This is a genomic window from Synechocystis sp. PCC 7339 (assembly GCF_019924095.1).
Classification (GTDB): domain Bacteria; phylum Cyanobacteriota; class Cyanobacteriia; order Cyanobacteriales; family Microcystaceae; genus Synechocystis.
In genome coordinates this window covers 3092772-3110400 of sequence record NZ_CP063659.1, presented here as the reverse complement: position 1 = coordinate 3110400, position 17629 = coordinate 3092772, and the positions used below count along the sequence as shown (strand labels likewise).

General features: G+C 49.1%; 17 protein-coding genes. 10 read left to right on the top strand and 7 right to left on the bottom strand.

Annotated features, from left to right (window positions below; translation table 11 throughout):
* Nucleotides 1–3: 3 nt before the first annotated feature.
* Nucleotides 4–1050 (bottom strand): WD40 repeat domain-containing protein, encoded by a 1047-nt coding sequence (locus tag IQE94_RS14645; protein WP_223342205.1) that lies wholly within the window; start codon nucleotides 1048–1050, stop codon nucleotides 4–6.
* A gap of 398 nt (nucleotides 1051–1448) precedes the next feature.
* Between IQE94_RS14645 and IQE94_RS14640 the strand changes: the two genes are divergently transcribed.
* Together IQE94_RS14640 and IQE94_RS14635 are read left to right on the top strand one after the other, a co-directional pair.
* Entirely contained in the window at nucleotides 1449–3746 is a 2298-nt protein-coding gene (locus tag IQE94_RS14640; RefSeq protein WP_223342204.1) for a hypothetical protein, read from the top strand.
* A gap of 160 nt (nucleotides 3747–3906) precedes the next feature.
* A complete protein-coding gene (locus IQE94_RS14635) occupies nucleotides 3907–4317 on the top strand; it encodes a hypothetical protein (RefSeq protein WP_212720678.1) in 411 nt (136 codons plus the stop codon).
* Here IQE94_RS14635 and larB read toward each other — a convergent pair.
* Entirely contained in the window at nucleotides 4285–5082 is a 798-nt protein-coding gene (larB, locus tag IQE94_RS14630) for a nickel pincer cofactor biosynthesis protein LarB (RefSeq protein WP_212720680.1), read from the bottom strand. The genes IQE94_RS14635 and larB overlap by 33 nt on opposite strands.
* 51 nt (nucleotides 5083–5133) lie before the next feature.
* Complete coding sequence (locus tag IQE94_RS14625) at nucleotides 5134–5799, bottom strand: M23 family metallopeptidase (protein ID WP_212720682.1); 666 nt, start codon at nucleotides 5797–5799, stop codon at nucleotides 5134–5136.
* A gap of 366 nt (nucleotides 5800–6165) precedes the next feature.
* On the opposite strand from IQE94_RS14625, the gene IQE94_RS14620 reads away from it, so the two are divergent.
* The 4 genes from IQE94_RS14620 to pgeF all read left to right on the top strand — a co-directional run bounded on the left by IQE94_RS14620 (nucleotide 6166) and on the right by pgeF (nucleotide 9437).
* Nucleotides 6166–6825, top strand: coding sequence for a TIGR00266 family protein (locus IQE94_RS14620; RefSeq protein ID WP_212720684.1), 660 nt, complete (start codon nucleotides 6166–6168; stop codon nucleotides 6823–6825).
* A 19-nt stretch (nucleotides 6826–6844) separates the two neighbouring features.
* Complete coding sequence (locus IQE94_RS14615) at nucleotides 6845–7525, top strand: TIGR00266 family protein (protein ID WP_223342203.1); 681 nt, start codon at nucleotides 6845–6847, stop codon at nucleotides 7523–7525.
* 86 nt (nucleotides 7526–7611) lie between these two features.
* Nucleotides 7612–8466, top strand: a complete 855-nt coding sequence (locus IQE94_RS14610) for a TIGR00266 family protein (protein WP_223342202.1) — start codon at nucleotides 7612–7614, stop codon at nucleotides 8464–8466.
* A gap of 176 nt (nucleotides 8467–8642) precedes the next feature.
* On the top strand, nucleotides 8643–9437 hold the full coding sequence (gene pgeF / locus IQE94_RS14605) for a peptidoglycan editing factor PgeF (protein ID WP_223342201.1): 795 nt from the start codon (nucleotides 8643–8645) through the stop codon (nucleotides 9435–9437).
* A gap of 6 nt (nucleotides 9438–9443) precedes the next feature.
* On the opposite strand, the gene remA is transcribed toward pgeF, so the two are convergent.
* A complete protein-coding gene (gene remA / locus IQE94_RS14600; RefSeq protein WP_010874197.1) occupies nucleotides 9444–9713 on the bottom strand; it encodes an extracellular matrix/biofilm regulator RemA in 270 nt (89 codons plus the stop codon).
* Nucleotides 9714–10017: 304 nt separating this feature from the next.
* On the opposite strand from remA, the gene IQE94_RS14595 reads away from it, so the two are divergent.
* From IQE94_RS14595 to IQE94_RS14580, 4 genes are all read left to right on the top strand, one after another.
* On the top strand, nucleotides 10018–11457 hold the full coding sequence (locus tag IQE94_RS14595) for a cyclic nucleotide-binding domain-containing protein (RefSeq protein WP_212720697.1): 1440 nt from the start codon (nucleotides 10018–10020) through the stop codon (nucleotides 11455–11457).
* Between the two features lie 53 nt (nucleotides 11458–11510).
* Complete coding sequence (locus IQE94_RS14590) at nucleotides 11511–11825, top strand: hypothetical protein (RefSeq protein ID WP_212720699.1); 315 nt, start codon at nucleotides 11511–11513, stop codon at nucleotides 11823–11825.
* 33 nt (nucleotides 11826–11858) lie between these two features.
* Nucleotides 11859–12347, top strand: a complete 489-nt coding sequence (gene scpB / locus IQE94_RS14585; protein ID WP_212720702.1) for an SMC-Scp complex subunit ScpB — start codon at nucleotides 11859–11861, stop codon at nucleotides 12345–12347.
* A gap of 286 nt (nucleotides 12348–12633) precedes the next feature.
* Nucleotides 12634–14322 (top strand): DUF3352 domain-containing protein, encoded by a 1689-nt coding sequence (locus IQE94_RS14580; RefSeq protein WP_212720703.1) that lies wholly within the window; start codon nucleotides 12634–12636, stop codon nucleotides 14320–14322.
* A 397-nt stretch (nucleotides 14323–14719) separates the two neighbouring features.
* On the opposite strand, the gene IQE94_RS14575 is transcribed toward IQE94_RS14580, so the two are convergent.
* From IQE94_RS14575 to IQE94_RS14565, 3 genes are all read right to left on the bottom strand, one after another.
* Nucleotides 14720–15352 (bottom strand): DUF2231 domain-containing protein, encoded by a 633-nt coding sequence (locus tag IQE94_RS14575; RefSeq protein ID WP_212720705.1) that lies wholly within the window; start codon nucleotides 15350–15352, stop codon nucleotides 14720–14722.
* A 58-nt stretch (nucleotides 15353–15410) separates the two neighbouring features.
* Nucleotides 15411–15899, bottom strand: coding sequence for a DUF2231 domain-containing protein (locus tag IQE94_RS14570; protein WP_010874203.1), 489 nt, complete (start codon nucleotides 15897–15899; stop codon nucleotides 15411–15413).
* A gap of 149 nt (nucleotides 15900–16048) precedes the next feature.
* The gene (locus IQE94_RS14565; protein WP_212722053.1) at nucleotides 16049–17512 is read right to left on the bottom strand and encodes an NAD(P)/FAD-dependent oxidoreductase; all 1464 of its coding nucleotides are present in this window, start codon (nucleotides 17510–17512) and stop codon (nucleotides 16049–16051) included.
* Between the last annotated feature and the right edge of the window lie 117 nt (nucleotides 17513–17629).

The following is a 17629-nucleotide window of genomic DNA, read 5'->3' as shown; positions in this document are numbered from 1 at the left end:
GAGCTAACGGGCAATGGCACTCAAGTCCCAGATTTTAACGATTTTATCCTCCGCACCACTGTAGAGAGTATTGCCGTCGGGACTAAATACCAAAGAAAGAACCCAGCCCTGGTGGCCCCTCAAGGTGTTAACCTGTTTGCCGTTGACTAAATCGAAGATCATGATAGTTCCTTCCTTATTGGCGGTGGCTACCCAGCGATTATTGGGGGAAACGGCAATGGTATTAATTTCTAAGCTGGGGCCTTTGACGGTGAATAATTCTTTGGCATCGGCTAAGTCCCAGGCTTTGACAAAATTCCGCACTGCCCCCACCAGTTTTCTACCATCGGGGGTTACCGCTAAGCCGTTAATAAAACCAGGCTGCTTGGGAGAGGTACCCAATAATTGAAAGGTGTTGGCATCCCAAAACTTAATGGTGCGGTCCTGGCCGATCGCCCCGGTGATGAATTGATCGCCGTTGGGGGAAAAAACAACGCTGGTAGTAGGGCCAAGATTATCTGCTAAGGTTTGTACCAGGTTGCCTGATTCCCGTTCCCAAATGCGAATGGTGCGATCGCCACCGCTAACGCTCACAACGGTTTCCCCATCAGGACTAAAAGCGACACCACTGACCTTCTCTGTGTGCCCAGCCAGGGATTTAACCCTCATGCCATCTTCCACCCGGCGTATATCAACATTATTATCAGCGGCGATCGCCAACCATTGACCATCGGCACTAACGGCCAAATCGGCAAAATTATTGACCGGACTCCTTTGGCTATAAACCACCTCTTGGTTAGCTACATCAATCAAGGTAATTTGATTATCCGCCGTAGCCACAGCTAAATATTTGCCGTCAGGGGTAACGTTGAGAGCGATAATAATTCCTTGAAAACCAGTGAGATTTTCCACCGTTACCGATGGGCTGGCCCCAGTTTGAGCCACCATATACGGGTTAGGAGCGCTGCCGTTGGCGCGGGCACTCTCGCCTGAATAAACTAAACAGGCAACAGTCAAAAAAAATGTAACGGGGCCAGAAAGTTTTTTCAATCGGGAGAAATGGTTATTCATCTTAAAAAATAGTTAAGTTACTAAAATTTGTGTTTACTTAATTATAATAGGCGTTACTTAGGGTCTTTTTATAAGCTTTTAGTCCGGCTTTTAAACCGACCGACTGGAGCTCCAGTAACAGCGAGGAATTTTTGTTGATCTTCCCTCTTAATAAGATGCCCAGTGACAATTAATTCTCATTTTTCGTCTTTTAGAATATACTTTCGGGGAACTTATATTAAAATTACCATGGTAAAAAGTGCTACTAAAAGACATAAAACTGGTCACATTCGCACTAGACATATTTGACCGCAAGACTGATAAAAAATTTGCCATTGGTTGATAAATTGGCTTACATTTAGTTGATTTATTCAGACTAACTTTAATTCCTTTCGATCTATTTTGGATCATTAAAATATATGAAGGTGTTTCGCTGGCTACTTTATTTCGCTACGCTTAGTTTGCCAGGAATAGTTCCCTGCTCTGTTTTAGCTAATGAAATTCTCAATTTTGACAATTTTATCCCTGCTGAGGCAGAATTAAATGATGCCTTACTATTGGAAAATTCAATTCAATTAGATCCCTTTGTAGTAGAAAATATTGCTGATTTTAGCACGATTAAAGTAGATCAAGAGCCATGGCAAACTTCCGCCAATTCTTCCCATAACTTGACTTATAGCACCTCAAGCACAAAGGATTTAAGGAGCCAGGTAGCACACTTAGAACAGCCTTTTACTCAAGCCTTAACTGAGCCAACAAAAGAGAAAGAGCCAACTTTTTCGCCGGCCATAACTCCAGAAAATAGCTCCTATCCGGAGAGCATTATCCAACAATTGACCGACACAGAGAATAGTGAACAGCTCAGCCCTAGCCCAACAGTTAACACAGTCCAAAATGATGGTTGGCAAGTTTTTATTACCCCTGGTGCAGTCCTGCCCATTAACGCCTATGGATCAGCCAGAATTAGCGGAGTTCAGGGTGATTATCACCTTACGACTGCGGACATATTGGAGAGATTAACAGTTTACGCTGGGGGCAGAGTCGAAGCTTGGCACGGTAATTGGGGCATTATTTTAGATGGGTTTTATTATAATTTAAAAGGAGCTTCCACCAGTCAGCGGGACAATTTTCCTGGTTTGGCATCTTTTAGTCCAATCAATTATTTACTCAACACAGATATAAATAATCGTTTGAATGGAATTAATGGTATTCTTGCCGATCAGTCCGGAATTTTACAGCAAAAAAAAAGTGATATTAACCAAAATCTCGCCCAAATTCAATCTGAGTTTGAAGAGGTGCGTAATGCGGCTCCCGATCGCCAGGATTTGATGACGGCGATCGCCTCAGCTTCGGCCAAAATTGAAACACTGCAAGCCCTAGGTAATGATATTGACCGGCAAGCCATTGGCGCTTGGGCAAAACAAATTAATGAACTAAAAAAAATGGTGGAGGAGGGTAACCTTGGTGAACGGGAAATTGAACAAAAGTTAACCCAACTCCAGATCGCCCTGGGCACTATCCAGGGTTTTCGGGACAGTGCCATCGGTTCCATTGATCGTTTAGAGAACAGAGTGCAACAACGGGTTACGGAAATCCAAACCTTTGCTTCCCAGTTGCAAAACCTCCGGGAAGAGACTAGACAATTGCTGGCCACATTACCCCTAGAAGAAATTGACCGTCGGGATTTGGCCAAAATTGCCCTGGGGGGACTGGATAAAATAAAACAAATTGAGGGCGATCAGAACCATTCCACTTTGGAAAATATCATTGACCGGGTGGAGACAGCACAGGATAGGTTGGAGGCGGTACGTACCCTACAGACGGAAATTCAAAGCCGCATTGCCAATCTTCGTTCCAGGGAAGATCTCGGAGCATTGCAGAAAAAATTGGCGGAAACTAGGGAGAGGGTAGGCCAAGTACGAGAGGCGATCGCCAATCTCGAGGAAATTAAGGATTCCCACCTAGGGGAAATTATCCAAATCCTCCAAGACAGTAATGCTAAAGAAAACCTGGTGCAACTGCAAAATGCATTGACTACGTTACAATCGCTCAAAAATAATGCAAATTTTGCCGACACATTACAAGATTTAGCCAAATTAGACCAAATTTTAGCTAACGAAGAGGAGGTAATTGCCGCCATTCAGGCTGAACTTTACGGGGCAGGGCAACGGGATTTAAGCATTGATACCAACACTGATTTATCCGTCAGCGAAACCACCGTTGATCTAGCCATCAGCTACCATTTTGGTAATGCTCGTCCCGTCTACGGTTCAGGGTCCCAAAACCGAAGTTATCCCCAGTGGTGGTTTGAACCCTACATCGGAGCCAGGTTAATCAATCTCAGCCTCGCCCTGGACCAGACCACTAACTACAACTACAACAGTTCTTTAATTTCCCTGGGGGGACAATTCCAAATTAACGAAACCGCTAGCCGTACCTGGATTAATCCCTTGGTGGGGGGAAAATTGGGGGTGCAGTTAACGGATACCTTGGCCCTTTGGCTCCGGGGAGATGTATCCGGCTTTGACCTATCGGGGGATGCGGATTGGAACTGGAAAGCCATTTTAGGAATGGATTACTATGTAAGGGAAAACGTAGCTATCCAGTTGGGCTACCAATTCTACAGTTTGAAATACGGGCAGGGTAATGGCAACAATGGTTTTGACTTTTCCCTGAATTTAAATGGCCCCTATGTGGGTTTGACCTTGCGGCTTTAGACGTTGTTGAACCCGTTGATTTTCCCAGGAAATTTTCCCGAAAACGGAACTTTCTGTCCAACGAAATCCCCTTCAATTCCGTTGTAATTCCACCCGGATATAGCTATTGGTACCATGGCAGGGAAGGGTCTAGCCCCAAGCATTTTAATCCATCGAACCAATGAAACCTGAATTTGCCACAGTCCAGGCCTGGGAACAGGCCGATTGCCTCATGCAACCAGCTCTGATCCGCACCATTGATCATCTGCGGCAAGGCTTGGAAAGCTGTCCCTGGCGTAGTCGCTACGAGGAGGTGGAGGAACCCATACCAGGACATCGGTTAATTCTCGAAAATGAGGGGCAAACCTACGGAGTTAACATTTGGGATTTATGTTTTCAGGTGTGTTTTGCCAATTACCAGCCCCAGCCCTTTGGGGATCAGCTGCCGGACGAGGATGAAGTTTTCACGGCGGAAATAGACCAACAATTGTTCAACGACCAAGGGGAGGTGGATTGGACTAAATTAGACGACAAAGCTCGTCATTGCGTCACAACCCTCCTAGCGGACCTGCCCACTGTGGGGCAAAGCTGATTTCAGGCGATCGCCGGTGCGGAGAATTTGTCCGGCCAACATGGCCGCCCCGAAACCGTTATCAATATTGACTACCCCCACCCCCACCGCACAGGAATTAAGCATGGTTAACAGGGGAGCCACGCCACCAAAACTGGTGCCATAGCCGACGCTGGTGGGGACTCCAATCACAGGACAGTCTACTAACCCCGCCACCACACTGGGCAAGGCCCCCTCCATACCCGCCACCACAATCAACACATCCATGGACTGGATTAAGGCCCGATGGCTCAACAACCGGTGTAGGCCTGCCACCCCCACATCCCAGAGTTTTTCCACTTTGAAACCGCACAAACTCGCTGTGGTGGCCGCTTCCTCTGCCACGGGTAAGTCTGCGGTGCCCGCACTGAGTATGCCAATGGTGCCGGGATGTTTAAGTTGTAAAGGGGTTTGCAGCAAAGCGCAGATTTTGGCCTGGGCGTAGTAGTGCAACAGGGGGATGCGCTCTCCTAAAATATCCGCCACCGCTGGCTCCACCCTGGTCACCATCACCACTGGATTATGCGCCGCTAGGGCTTGGAGAATTTGCTCAATTTGTTCTGGAGTTTTACCGGGGCCCCACACCACCTCTGGAAAGCCCGTTCGTAGTTGCCTTTGGTGGTCCACTTTGGCAAAATCATCGATCGCCTCAAAGCTGAGATGTTTAAGCTGCTCAAAACCCTCTTGGCTACTGGTGTGGCCACTGGCGATCGCCGTGAGTAATTGTTGGAGGGAGTCTGGGGTCATCGGTGCAGAAAACTGAAAAACAGGGCCATTGACCATTCTGGCCTATTTGGGCTAGGTTGCCCCGCCGTACATGGCCTGTAGCACCAGGGCCGGATCCACTAAAACTCCGTTATGGCGCAGTTCCCAGTGTAGATGGGGTCCCGTCGTGCGGCCCGTCATCCCCACCCGACCAATGCGCATTCCTGCCACCACCTGTTGCCCCTGTTGGAGCACAATGCCCCCCTGGCGATCGACCAAATACCTTTGGCCTTGGTGGACCTCCACCCGTCCCATTAAATGACAGTAAGTATGCTGCCAAGCACCGGATTGAATCCGTACCATAGTGCCACAACCGGTATGGTCCGACATTTCCACCACTGTGCCATGCCACCAATTGCGAATATAACTTCCCAGGGGAGCGGCCAAGTCCAAACCATTGTGGAAAGTGCTAGCTCCAGCAGTGGGGGCCCGGCGGGGACCAAACCCAGAAGTATATTGCTGAAAATTTTCCACTGGAAAAGAAGCGTACTGCCAGGGATTACTGGAACTGGTCGCCACCGGAGCATATTGGGCAGTGGCCTGGTTATTGGGAGCTAAACCAATGGTTAAGGCGCTACTGGCTAGGACCAAAGCGAGGAGAACTATGAACGGCCGTCGCCGACGTTTTTTGCCCAAGGATTTGGGTAAATTTCCATTTAACCAATGCTTTTGACGACAAGTCCCCCAGAAAGAATTCATGGCACAATCCTCACACGTTTCACACTGCTCCCTAGTGTATGCCCAGAATTGTCCCCTGGCGACGGTCAACCTATCTCTGGAGACATAGCCGGGTATGTTGAAAAAGTCCGAAAATGATCATTAATGCTTCCATAACGCTTTCACCGCCCCTGATGGGGGAAGAATTTAGAAACAGAGTCCTCAGTAAATGGAGGATTGCAACGAGATTTTTCTGTGGAGAATCTCACTTTTCCAGCGCTCCCCTAAACTACTAACTTTGAGTTTTAAGCCCCGTCAAATTGGCCTTGGTTTGGTATAGATTGAGGCTAATTGGTTCAAAATGGAATCAATGTTGCTCCGTTGTTGTTGTTCTCCCCCCGCTGAGCCGTGCTCTACAAAATTCGCCACTATCCCAACTCGGTGCTGGCCGTTACCCTCAAACCCAAGGAACGGCTCTACATTAACCCCGGTTCCCTCATTAGTATGGATGGGGGATTGATAATTAGTCGGCTGTGTGGGGGAGGCTGGCTGAGGGCCCTGGCTAGGTTTTTATTGGGCAAAGAAAACCTAATGGTCAACGTCATCCACAACCCCACTGATCAACCGTTGAGTTTTACCTTAGGCAAAGCTCTACCAGGAAATTTGACTCGCCTAGAATTACCTAAAAATGGCATATTCATCAGTCCTGGAGTACATGTCGCCCATACCAACGGCGTCAATATGGGGGTGCATTGGCTTGGTTTCTCCAGTTGGTGGGCAGGACAGGGTTTGTTCGGTTTGAAACTCCAGGGCAAGGGCCGCGTCTTCCTTAGTAGTTACGGCACCCTCAACCAATTGTCGTGCCCCCAGAGTTTTGTGGTGGAACATTCCCATTTACTGGCGTTTCAGCCCAAACTCAAACTCAAAGTTAATTTCCCTAGGGGAATTATCGGTGATCTGCAGTCCGGTCGGGGGCTTAGTTCCCGTTTACAGGGCACCGGAAACATCTATTGGCAATCCCGCAGTTTGAGCAGTTTGGGTCGTTTTATCCGGCTCCGACTGCGCTGATTTTTCCCCTGCCTGCCCTATGAAAATTAAACTTCTCAATTCCCCCCAAACGGCGATTGCCAGGGTAATCCTGGAAGCCAACGAAGAATTAGCGGCCCAGAATGGCTCTTTAATTGCCATGGGTCAAGATATCACGGTGCAAAGTTCCGTGCGGCGCACCAGCGATGGGGGAGGGAAACAGACCAGCCGGGGCAATCAAATTAAAACCATGTTCTTAAACAATTACCGAGCGGGGGAAAATGGCGGCGAAATTTACCTAGCTCCTGCCCTAGTAGGCAACCTGGGGCACTACCAACTGGGCGGCAGGAAATTAATTGTGCGCCAGAGCTCCTACCTAGCATCCGATGGCAAGGTGGACATTTTCATGGGCTATAAATCCGCCGCCAAAAAGGAAGCCTATTCCTGGCTAAGTTTGGTGGGTGTTGGAGATGTGTTAATCAGTTCCTTTGGGGCCATGTATTCCCTGGAAGTGAATAGCAAACAAATTGTTAACTCTGACCATGTGGTGGCTTTTGATAATAGTCTCAAGGTCAAGCAATATCAGGAGTTACGTCCATGGTCCAAACGTTTGGTTCCTAGGCAAGAAATTCTCTATGAATTTACTGGCACGGGTACGATTTTTTGCCAAACCCATGGTCCCCGGAGTTTTGCCCAGGAAGTGGGTCGCCAGCTCAAACCGGAAAACTTCAAACTGCGCTAATCAATCATCCTAAAGGCTAGGACAGTTAATGCCATTACCCTGCGACTAAAATTTGCCCCCACCTCTATTAGCACCACCGCCCCGCCATGATGGAAGAAGAATCCCTAGAAAAGCTCGAACAAAGTTTGGAACAGATTGATCCTGAGGAGGATTTGGAAGAGGATTACACCCAGCACCTCTTTGCTCATCCCCGGGAAGCAGAGGCGGATAGTCAGGTGCGTCCTACGGATGATGAATTTAATCTTCCCTACACCATCAATGGCCATGCCCTGTACGCCACCCTGGAGTTGACCCTGAAACCCGGTCAAATTGTCTTCGTCGACGCTAACGTAGTCACCACTATGGATCGCCATATTCTCTTTGTTAACAAATTACGGGGAGGACTGTTGGATATCTTACGTAAAGCCCTGGGGACGGATGCACTATTCCTTGACCAATTTACGGCGGAACAAAACGTTGGTCATCTCCAATTAGCACCGGCCTTGCCAGGGGATATTTGCCATCACTTTCTAACCATAGAAAAGGGAATTTATCTACGGACGGATAACTTCCTTGCCTGTCAACCAACGGTGAAAATTGACACCAATTTCGCCAGCATGAAGCATTTTTATAACGATAGCGAGAGTTTTTTATTGCGTTTAGTCGGACAGGGGGATTTGTGGTTTAGCCTCTACGGTGGTTTGGTGGAGATTTCCATGGATGGCAAGCTGGCCTATAACCCTGATTACATTGTTGCGTTTGAAGATACCCTGGATTACGAAATGACCAAACAGGAAGGGCTCGCTGTCGATCGCCTGCGGGGTGATGTGTGGGGCGGTAAGGGTCGACTGTGCCGCTTCACCGGCCAGGGGAAAATTTGGCTCCAGGCCCGCCAAGCCAATAGCTTTTTGAACTATATCCAATCAATTTTGCTCAATTTACGTTTCCCCCGACTTAATTAGGGGGATCAACGGATTTACGGAAAACTTAGGCCATGCTAGGATGACCAGGTGAAATTAGGTTACGGGCGCTAAAAATAGGCTTTTGCTCCAACAAATTAGGGCGGAAATTTACACAACTTCCCATCCGCCGTCGAAATTAAAATCACTCAAACATCACAATTTTTTTGGCTAGACCGATGACAATGGGGGACAATCTCTGGGGATGGCAAAACATCAATGGCTCACCCTATCTTACCTGTGCTTTGTTGGCTCCCTGGTCCCATGGCTTTTTCACTAGGGCCTTCCATCCCCAGTTACCCGAAGTACTAATCAACTATCTTGATCCCCAAGGAACAGCGTTGCGAGTCAAACAGGTGCATGGGGACGTGACCCTAACGGCGACGGAAATTAGCCAAACCCCCGCGGCTCCCGATAGTGTTCATCCCCCGGCGGATGGAATCATTAGTGATGCTCCCCACCAGGGGGTCTGGGTGGCCAGTGCGGACTGTACCCCGGTGTTGATCGGCGATTTGGCTAGTAAACGGGTAGCGGCGGTTCATGCGGGCTGGCGGGGTACTAAAGCCAGGATTGTGCCCAAAACCATCGACCGATTTCTGCACCTAGGTAGTGAGCTAAAGGATTTACGCATTGCCCTTGGGCCGGCGATCGCCGGAGAGGTGTACCAAGTCGATCCCTGGGTGGCCTTGGAAGTGGGTCAGAGCGTGCCTGCGGTGCAGAGATTAGCCACAGAAGCACAGCAATGGGATTATTTATCCACCATGGCCAATCCGCCGGTATTGCCCGATGGAGAACCGGAAAAATGTCGCCTCGATGTGCGCCGTATTAATCAATTGCAACTGTTGGATTTAGGCTTGGCTCCGGAACAAATTGCGGTGGCCCCCCACTGCACCTTCCAAATGGAAAAACTTTTTTTCTCTTATCGCCGTACCCACACCAAAGAAGTGCAATGGTCGGGCATTGTCAGCCGCTGAAGTGGATTACTTTTTCGCGTTTTCTTTAAAATCCTTATCCACCACAAAGCGGTTAGCCACAGTTTCCGGTTGAATGGCCGAGAGAATTACCTGATTAGAGTCCATAATGATCACAGCCCTGGTGCGCCGGCCGTAGGTGGCATCAATTAACTGACTACGTTCCTTGGCATCGCTGATAATCCTTTTAATGGGGGCCGATTCCGGACTGACAATGGCAACAACCCGATTGCCAGAAACAATATTGCCAAAGCCAATGTTGATGAGTTGAATTTCCATAGATTAGGGTGGATGGGAAAGGAGAGGAGAAGGGGAAATGATCGCTTAGGTATTTATTAGAAGCAATGGTTAGCCTTCAAGAGGAAATGGTTGTTCGTTCCGTAATTTAGCTAACCAAGTTAAATTATGGCCAATTTCAGCCCATCCCTTCCTTTACTTTCGACTTTCAAGTCCTTTTCCGCGTCTATCCAGAGATAGATTAATCGGGAAAATTAGGTCTAACCAGCGGATTTGTCGTCAATTTGCCAAATATTTCTGACTGTCCCCATGGGAACCCTCCTTTGTCAACTTTCATGGAATTTTCATGCCCTTTGTTGCCATTGCTTTCGCCAAAATTTTTGATACCCTCGACGCCACCACTCTGAATTTTGGGCGCACCCAACTTTCCCTCTTGGACTTGCTCCAGTTGGTCCTATCGGCCCTGGCCATATTCGTTTTAACCCATTACCTGAACCGAGTTCTGCGGGGCATTATTCTGCGGCGTTTTATCTATGAGCAAGGTATCCGCTACATTGTGGCCAATTTGTTGAGCTATGGCATGGGGTCTTTTTTGTTCATTGCCATGCTCCAAACCAGTGGCATTAACCTGTCTTCCTTGACGGTGGTGGGGGGGACCCTGGGGCTAGGGATTGGTTTAGGTCTGCAAAATGTGACCCGCAATTTTGTCAGTGGGGTGACCCTGCTGGTGGAGCAGAAAGTCAAAATTGGCGATTACATCCGGTTCCAAAACGTCCAGGGCTATGTGCGAGAAGTATCCACCAGGGCGGTGGTGGTGGGGCTCAAGGATGGTTCCAAGGTGATTTTACCCAGTAGCCTGCTAATCGAAAATCAGGTGATTAACTATCACTACGAAACGGAAACGGTGCGTTTGACCGTATCTGTGGGGGTAGCCTACGGCACAGAGCCGGTGTTGGTGACGGAAACCCTGTTGATGTGTGCCTATAGCCAAGCTTGTGTGGTCAAAACTCCCCCGGCCCAGGTTATTTTCCAGAATTTTGGCGATAATGCCTTGGAATTTGAGCTCTGGGTTTGGATTGAGGAAAGGTACATGGGCCAGCACCCGGAAATTCTTAGTGCCCTGCGCTACACCATCTGTTTTTACTTTAAGCGTAATGGTATTGGCATTCCCTGGCCCCAACGGGAACTGTGGCTGAAAAATCCTGAGGCGATCGCCAAATATCTGCGGCCAGATTTAGATTTACCCATTCCTTCCGACCTGGGGAAACAAGAGCCAATGATTTCCCTCAGTCAGGTCTTAAAGTCCAGCGATTACTTTGGCAGTTTAAACGAGTTGGAAATTCGCCAGTTGGTGGAAATTGGGCAGTTGCAATCCCTCAAACCGGAGGAAGTGCTCTTTCGGGAACAGGATCCCGCCGACGGTTTTTACATTGTCATTTCCGGGCTGGTGGAAGTGTACACCGACAAGTTAGGCCGGGTGCTGGCCAGTTTGGGACCCGGTAGTTTCTTTGGTGAGTTAGCCCTGATGTTGGGCATTCCGCGCACCGCCTCGGTCAAAGCCAAGGAAAAATGCCTCTTGTTTGTGGTGCGATTTCCCCAATTTGAACAGTTGCTACAAACTAACCCCGATTTCCGTGAAGCCATTATCAATGCCTTGGGGGAGCATCAAGGGGAGTTAATGCGCCGCAAAGAAGAACTGGCCACCAAGGGTCTCCTCGCTTTGGAGGAAGAAGATAGTAATATTATGAACTGGGTGCGTAAGCGTCTACAGCGGCTATTTGGTTAGGGGCTGAAAGGCTACGGATGAACAGTTTTTGCCAACTATATTCTGAGGTTATTATGGGCAATCGATCTCGCCTTGGGGCATTGACATCCCTTGGTTTAACTTTTGTCGCTCCTCTCGTCCTTAGTCCCACTTTTTCAGCCATGGCCACGGAACCGACCCAAACCCAGCTACAAACGGCCGCCAAACTGATCTGCCAAGCTTTGAGTGAAGGGAAATCCCCCGATGTGGCTAGGGATGCGGCTAGAGCCTATTTGATTGCGGAGGTGGGTAGTAGAGATTTGTTGAATGCCGACAATGTACGCCAAAAGTTGCGCCCCGAAGTGGTGAAGCAATGTCCTGGCCAAGCCATGAAACTCATTGGCCGCTGATGTTCTGCTCCCCCAAATACATTTTCTTGCCAAATGCGCCTTGCCACCACCATTGAAGCAATCCTTTATCTCCAGGCTAAACCGGTGGCGATCGCCGATTTGGTCAGCATTAGTGGCCAGGAAAGGTCTTTGGTGGAAGATGCCCTGATGGAGTTGATGGAGGACTATGCCCACCGGGACAGTGCCCTGGAAATTGTGGAAACTAATCAAGGTTATAGCCTGCAACTGCGGGCGGCCTTTCAACATTTGATCCAGGATTTTGTCCCCGCCGACCTCAGCACCGCTAGCCTCCGTACCCTGGCGGCGATCGCCATTAAATCCCCCCTACTGCAAACAGAATTGATTGAACTGCGGGGCAGTGGGGCCTACCAACAGGTGCAGGAATTGGTGGAAGCGGGTTTTGTCCGTAAAAGAAAGCAAACGGAAGGAAGATCCTATTGGTTGGAGATCACCGACAAGTTTCACCAATACTTTGAAATTGATCGTTTACCGGCGGATTTTGCTGAAAAAAAACAAAAGTAAGCCCAAAGAAAAATATTCGATCTTATTGAACCTATGCCTAAAAACTAGTTTCGCGTCTGATCTTTATCGACTAAATCCCACAGTTGCCGATGGATATGACTGCTGGGGAAACCCTGGGTTACGGACTAGGGACGGGAGGTTAACTTTGCTGAACCTATTCCGGATAACTGTTTGTAACTGGTTTTATACAGCAACTTTTCCCGCCCAAACAGCTAAAAAGATCGGGCAAGGCCGCCGACAGCCCTGATAATGGGAAAGGATTGTCGCAAGAGGGTATCAGTCCGTTGTGAAACCCCGTTCTTTTTTCGTTCTACTGGCCGCCGTTGCAATCTTTTTATTGGCTTTAGCCGGCTGGGGCACTGTCCTGGTGCTCGGCCATAGCCCCCTTAATTTGACCCAGGGAGGGGTGAACCGTGGCCCCATGGCCCCAGGGTTAATTCCTGGTCAATCACCAATTGTGGTGTCTTTGCTGGTCAATCCTGATCGCCTGGAGGCCTTTACCCAATTGGCAGTTAATCCTGGGCGGCGGCGTCGATCCCATGGGGAGTTGGCGGATTTAGAGCAGAGTTTGTTGGCTAAAACGGGGCTGGATTATCGCAAGGAAGTGAAACCCTGGTTGGGGGAGGAAGTTACCCTAGCGGTGACGGATTTAGATTACGACCACAATGGGGCCAATGGGGCTCAACCGGGATATCTATTGGTGGTTCACAGCCAAGATCCAGAACTGAGTCGGGAATTTTTGCAACTGTCCTACGCTACTGCGGCGATCGCCGGAGATACGGATCTGGTATTTGACCGTTACCAGGGAGTCAAAATTACCTATAAACACCCCGTTAGTCCGGCGCCCAACGGCAATTTACTGGCCAGTGCGGTGGTAGGGGACTATGTCCTCTTTGCCAATCATCCCCAGGTTTTACGCCAGGCGTTGAATAGTTTGCAAGCCCCTTCCCTCAGCTTGGCTCAAACCGAAACTTACCAACAGGCCTTAGCTAGTTTGACTGAACCAAAGTTGGGGATAGTTTATGCTAATTTTCCCGCCCTTTCTGCCTGGCTTGGGCAACGACCGGCCATAGATAAGGATTCTGACCAAACGGCGATCGAGCAAACCTTAACGGTGGCTTTATCTCTGCAGGCCCAAGGATTGGTGGCTCACACTGCGTTGACGGGGGTGCCGAGTAGGGGGGCGGAGCCGGAAATAGCTAATAACTCTTCCGTCGCGACTGATTTAGTTAATCTTCCCCCCAGCAGTAGCTTAGTAATTAATGGGCAAAACCTAGCTCGACAATGGCAACAGTTGGCCACTGGCTTAGCCCCCCATAGTCCTATCCAACAGGCATTAACCAAGTTAATTAATGATTGGCAACAACCCCTGGGTTTGGATTTAACCACTGATATTTTTCCTTGGGTGCAGAGCGATTATCAATTAATCTTTTTGCCCAAGACTAATCCTAGTCAAAGTGATTGGGTATTTGCTGCTCAGGACGGGGATGCCGCCGCCACTAACTTAGCTTTGGAACATCTAGATCAATTGGCGATCGCCGCTGGTTACCAATTATCAACTTTGGATCTACAGGGGCAACGGGTATTAGCTTGGACTAGTCTCCAAACCCTGGCAAAGGGGAATGTTACCAGCCTACAAACCCAAGTTAGGGGAGTTCATTGCCGAGTCGGCGATCGGGTAATTTTGGCCAGTTCTCTCGAAGCTTTGTCCCAAGTGTTGGACCAAACCAGTCCTTCCTTGGCCGATCAACCGGAATTTCAACAAGCATTGTCCACCCTGCCCGACGACAGTTACATTTACCTCGATTGGCAAAGGGGAGAACCATTTTTCAGCCAACAATTGCCGGTGTTGAGGGTATTAGAGTTGTCCCTCAAACCTCTGTTTAAAAATTTACGATCCCTGACCATTAATCAAGAGCCTGGCTCCACCTCCATCAGTAACAGCACCATTTACCTCAATTTGGGGGTTGATTAGGCTGAAACACTGGTTATAGTCCCCCGGTTTCTGTTCCTCTAAGAACGTGTTTGAAAAGCCCCCCTGACCCCCCAAATTTGGGGGGAAACAGAGGCAAAGTCCCCCAGTCCCCCCAGTATTACCGGAGCTTTAGTGAGGAGATTTAGGGGGCAAAACAAGACCTTACAAACGGGCTCTAAGTTGCCAGAGAAACTGGGAAAAATTCTCTCAGAACTGCAGTTGGTTTCGGTGGCAGACAAAACTTTATAAACAGACTTTAACCAAATCTAGCCAATGGCGCATGAAAATTAGAACTAGCCATGACCTTGCTTGGTTGGACAATCACAACAGTGGGATAGTTTTGATGGTTGAGCTTGAGCAAATGGGATCAGAGCACCTCCTTTTGGTTAACAAAAAATTAAAGGTCAATGCCCCCTTCATTAAGTACCACGTTGGGATTTTCCCCCATGCGGAGAATATGGGCTGCCGTGTTATGCACACCAAACTCGGCCCCCAGTTGGGCTCCCAGGGTGCCATGGATGGCCATATAGGCCATGAGAAAAAGGGCAAAACCGAGATAGGTCAAACTAACTTCATTGCGGCAATTGGTGCGCCAAACAAATCGTTGATAGCCCCGCCAAATGGTTGTGCCCACCATCATCGCCAGTAACAAGATACCCCCGACGCCATGGAGCAACATGGTAGTGCCAGCGCCAATGCCCCAATCACTGACCTGATCCGTGGGAGGTTGGGCCAAGAGAATTTCAAAAAAGCCCGCCGCCACAGTGAAAAAACTAATGAAGGCACCGGCCACAGCATTGTACCAACCCACATCAAAGAAGTTTTGGCGTTGGGCGGGAATGGCAAACCCTTTGAGAATGATTTTATCTAGGGGAAAAAATACGCCTGCAAAATCAAAAATTAGGGCAATGATAAATAACCCCAGACTGAAATGAACCAAATTGGGGTGGATGGGAAATCGGTAGGGCAGACCATTGGTGCCTAGCTGCAGGCCAATTTCTTTGAGTTGGTCAATCAGGGAAGGGTTCATGGCGCGGTCAGTTTCCTCAGTGAAAAATAAAATGGGGAGTGGAACTTCAATCTAAAAGCTAGGGAATAATGCCATCTTTGGTGGCTTGAACCACGGGGAGGGTATGCAGACCATATACCCAATCCACCAGGGAGCCGAGGAAAATTTGAATACACACTAACACCATAAATACGGTGGCCAGCATCAGGAAAGGCAGGCTAGTTTTCAGTGGGTTTCGCACTCTCAATACCCCCCGCCAGGCCGTTAACCCTGCCAAAATGGCCGACAATGACCAACCGTTGACCGTATGCCAATCCAATGCTGGTTGGGCCGCCGGGTAGGGCATGGCCAGGGCCGCTTCAAATTCGCCGAAAATCACCGCAAAAAAAATGGCGATCGCCGCTGTGAGCCAATTCCACCAAGCCACTTCAAAGAACCGGGGCTTTTTTTGGAGGTAGCCCACCAGTTCACTGATGTAGGCAAAGAAAACCATGCCAATGACAAAGTGAACAATGATGGGATGGAGGGTATCTGGATAGGGCAGATTTTGGTCATTGAGGGTGAACATGGGCAGGTTCCGCAAAAATGTTTGGGATCGGGGCTGAAGTTGGTAGTTGCCAGTCTAGTTAAGTTAATTGAGTTGGCTCAAAGATAGATTTAACTGATTAGAAAGATAGATTTAACTGATTAGAAGGAATTGGCCATGGGTTAGCATCCTTACCGATTTATGCCGGGGCTGGGTTGGGGGACAAAGGGAGGCCTTTCCCTTTCCGGTGTTTTGAATCCAAGGTACAACAGGACAATAAAAATCAGGGGTGCAATGATGGCGATTGCCCTGATGCCCTGGTATTCCTGTCGTTGGGCCGGGGTCATGGCGGCCCATTTTAGTTCCTGGGCTGTGGGGGCGTGGGGACGATGGAAGCGGTCGACGGTTTCTTCTGCTAGCCATTGGGTGGTGGCTTTGAAGTTATGCAGAGGAGTGGGCAATAGCTCCAGATAGGTGGCGTTCCGCAATAAATCCCCTGCCTTGCCTTGGATGCGTACCCGGTCAAATAAATTGGCTACGCCATTGTTCAAACCCAGCTTCATCAAGGTGCCCCGCAGTTGGGGATCTGGGCTAACCAACGGTTTCCCTTTTTGCGCCGCCATCAAATTTTTGGCGATCGCCGCCCCCTGTTGATAAGCAATCTGGGCCAGGGCTGGTTTAGGATTTTCCTTGACGGTCACACAGTCTCCAGCGGCAAATACTTCGGCAAAACTAGGCAATTGTAGGGTACCGGTCACCAGGGGTTGCCCATGGCGATCAAGTTCCTCGGCGGGAATTTGCTCCTTGATAATTTTGAGCAGAGGATTAACCGCTGTGCCCGCTGTCCAAATGGTGGTGCCAGTGGCCAAATGGCGCAATTCTTCCTCTCCGGTTTCCACAAATTGCAAACTTTCTGGGGTAACACCTTTAACCCCTACCCCCAACTTCAACGTTACCGGAATAGTTCTGGCTTGTAACTCCTCCAGGGCGCAGCGCTTGAGCCCACTATTAGCGTCCCCCGCTAGAATTCCCGGCGCATGATTCACTAAGTAAATTTTTAAGTCATTGATATCTCCCCCCATGGGCACGTACCAACTGGGCAGCAAATCCGCCAGCGTGGCCGCCATTTCCACCCCCGCCGGGCCGGCTCCAACGATTGCCACCGTCAGTAATCTTTCTTTTTCTGCTTGATCTTCTGTGCTTAACGACTTTTCTAAACAGGCTTTAAGATGATCCCGCAGGGCGATCGCCTCGGTTTGGGAACGGAAAGCAAAGGCATGTTCTTCGGCCCCCTTGGCCCCCAAATAACCCTGCACGGACCCCACTGCTAGCACTAAATAGTCATAATGCTGTTCTTGGCCGGAATCGAGCACTAACCGCTTTTCTGCCAACTGCACATCGGTTACTCTGGCCTGCACTAATTCAACATCACTATTGGCCAACAACTCCCCATAGCTGGGACACACCACTGACTCCGGTAGTTCCTCCGTGAGCAACTCATAGAGCATGGGCTTGAAAACAAAATTTTCCTGGGGTTCCACCAAAATAATGGGGCCGACGTGCTGGTGATGGCGCAGATGCAGGGCGGTGAAGAGTCCCACAAAACCACCACCGACAATGACTGTTGTTGCTGAATCGGACACATTAATGGCCACAGTTTTCCATCCCACTGCCGAACAATTTTCACCGTGCCCCTGGGCACTTCCCTTGTAAAGGTAGCACGCAAGCAAAAAGTGGGGCCAACTTTCTAGAAACTGGAACCCCACTTCATG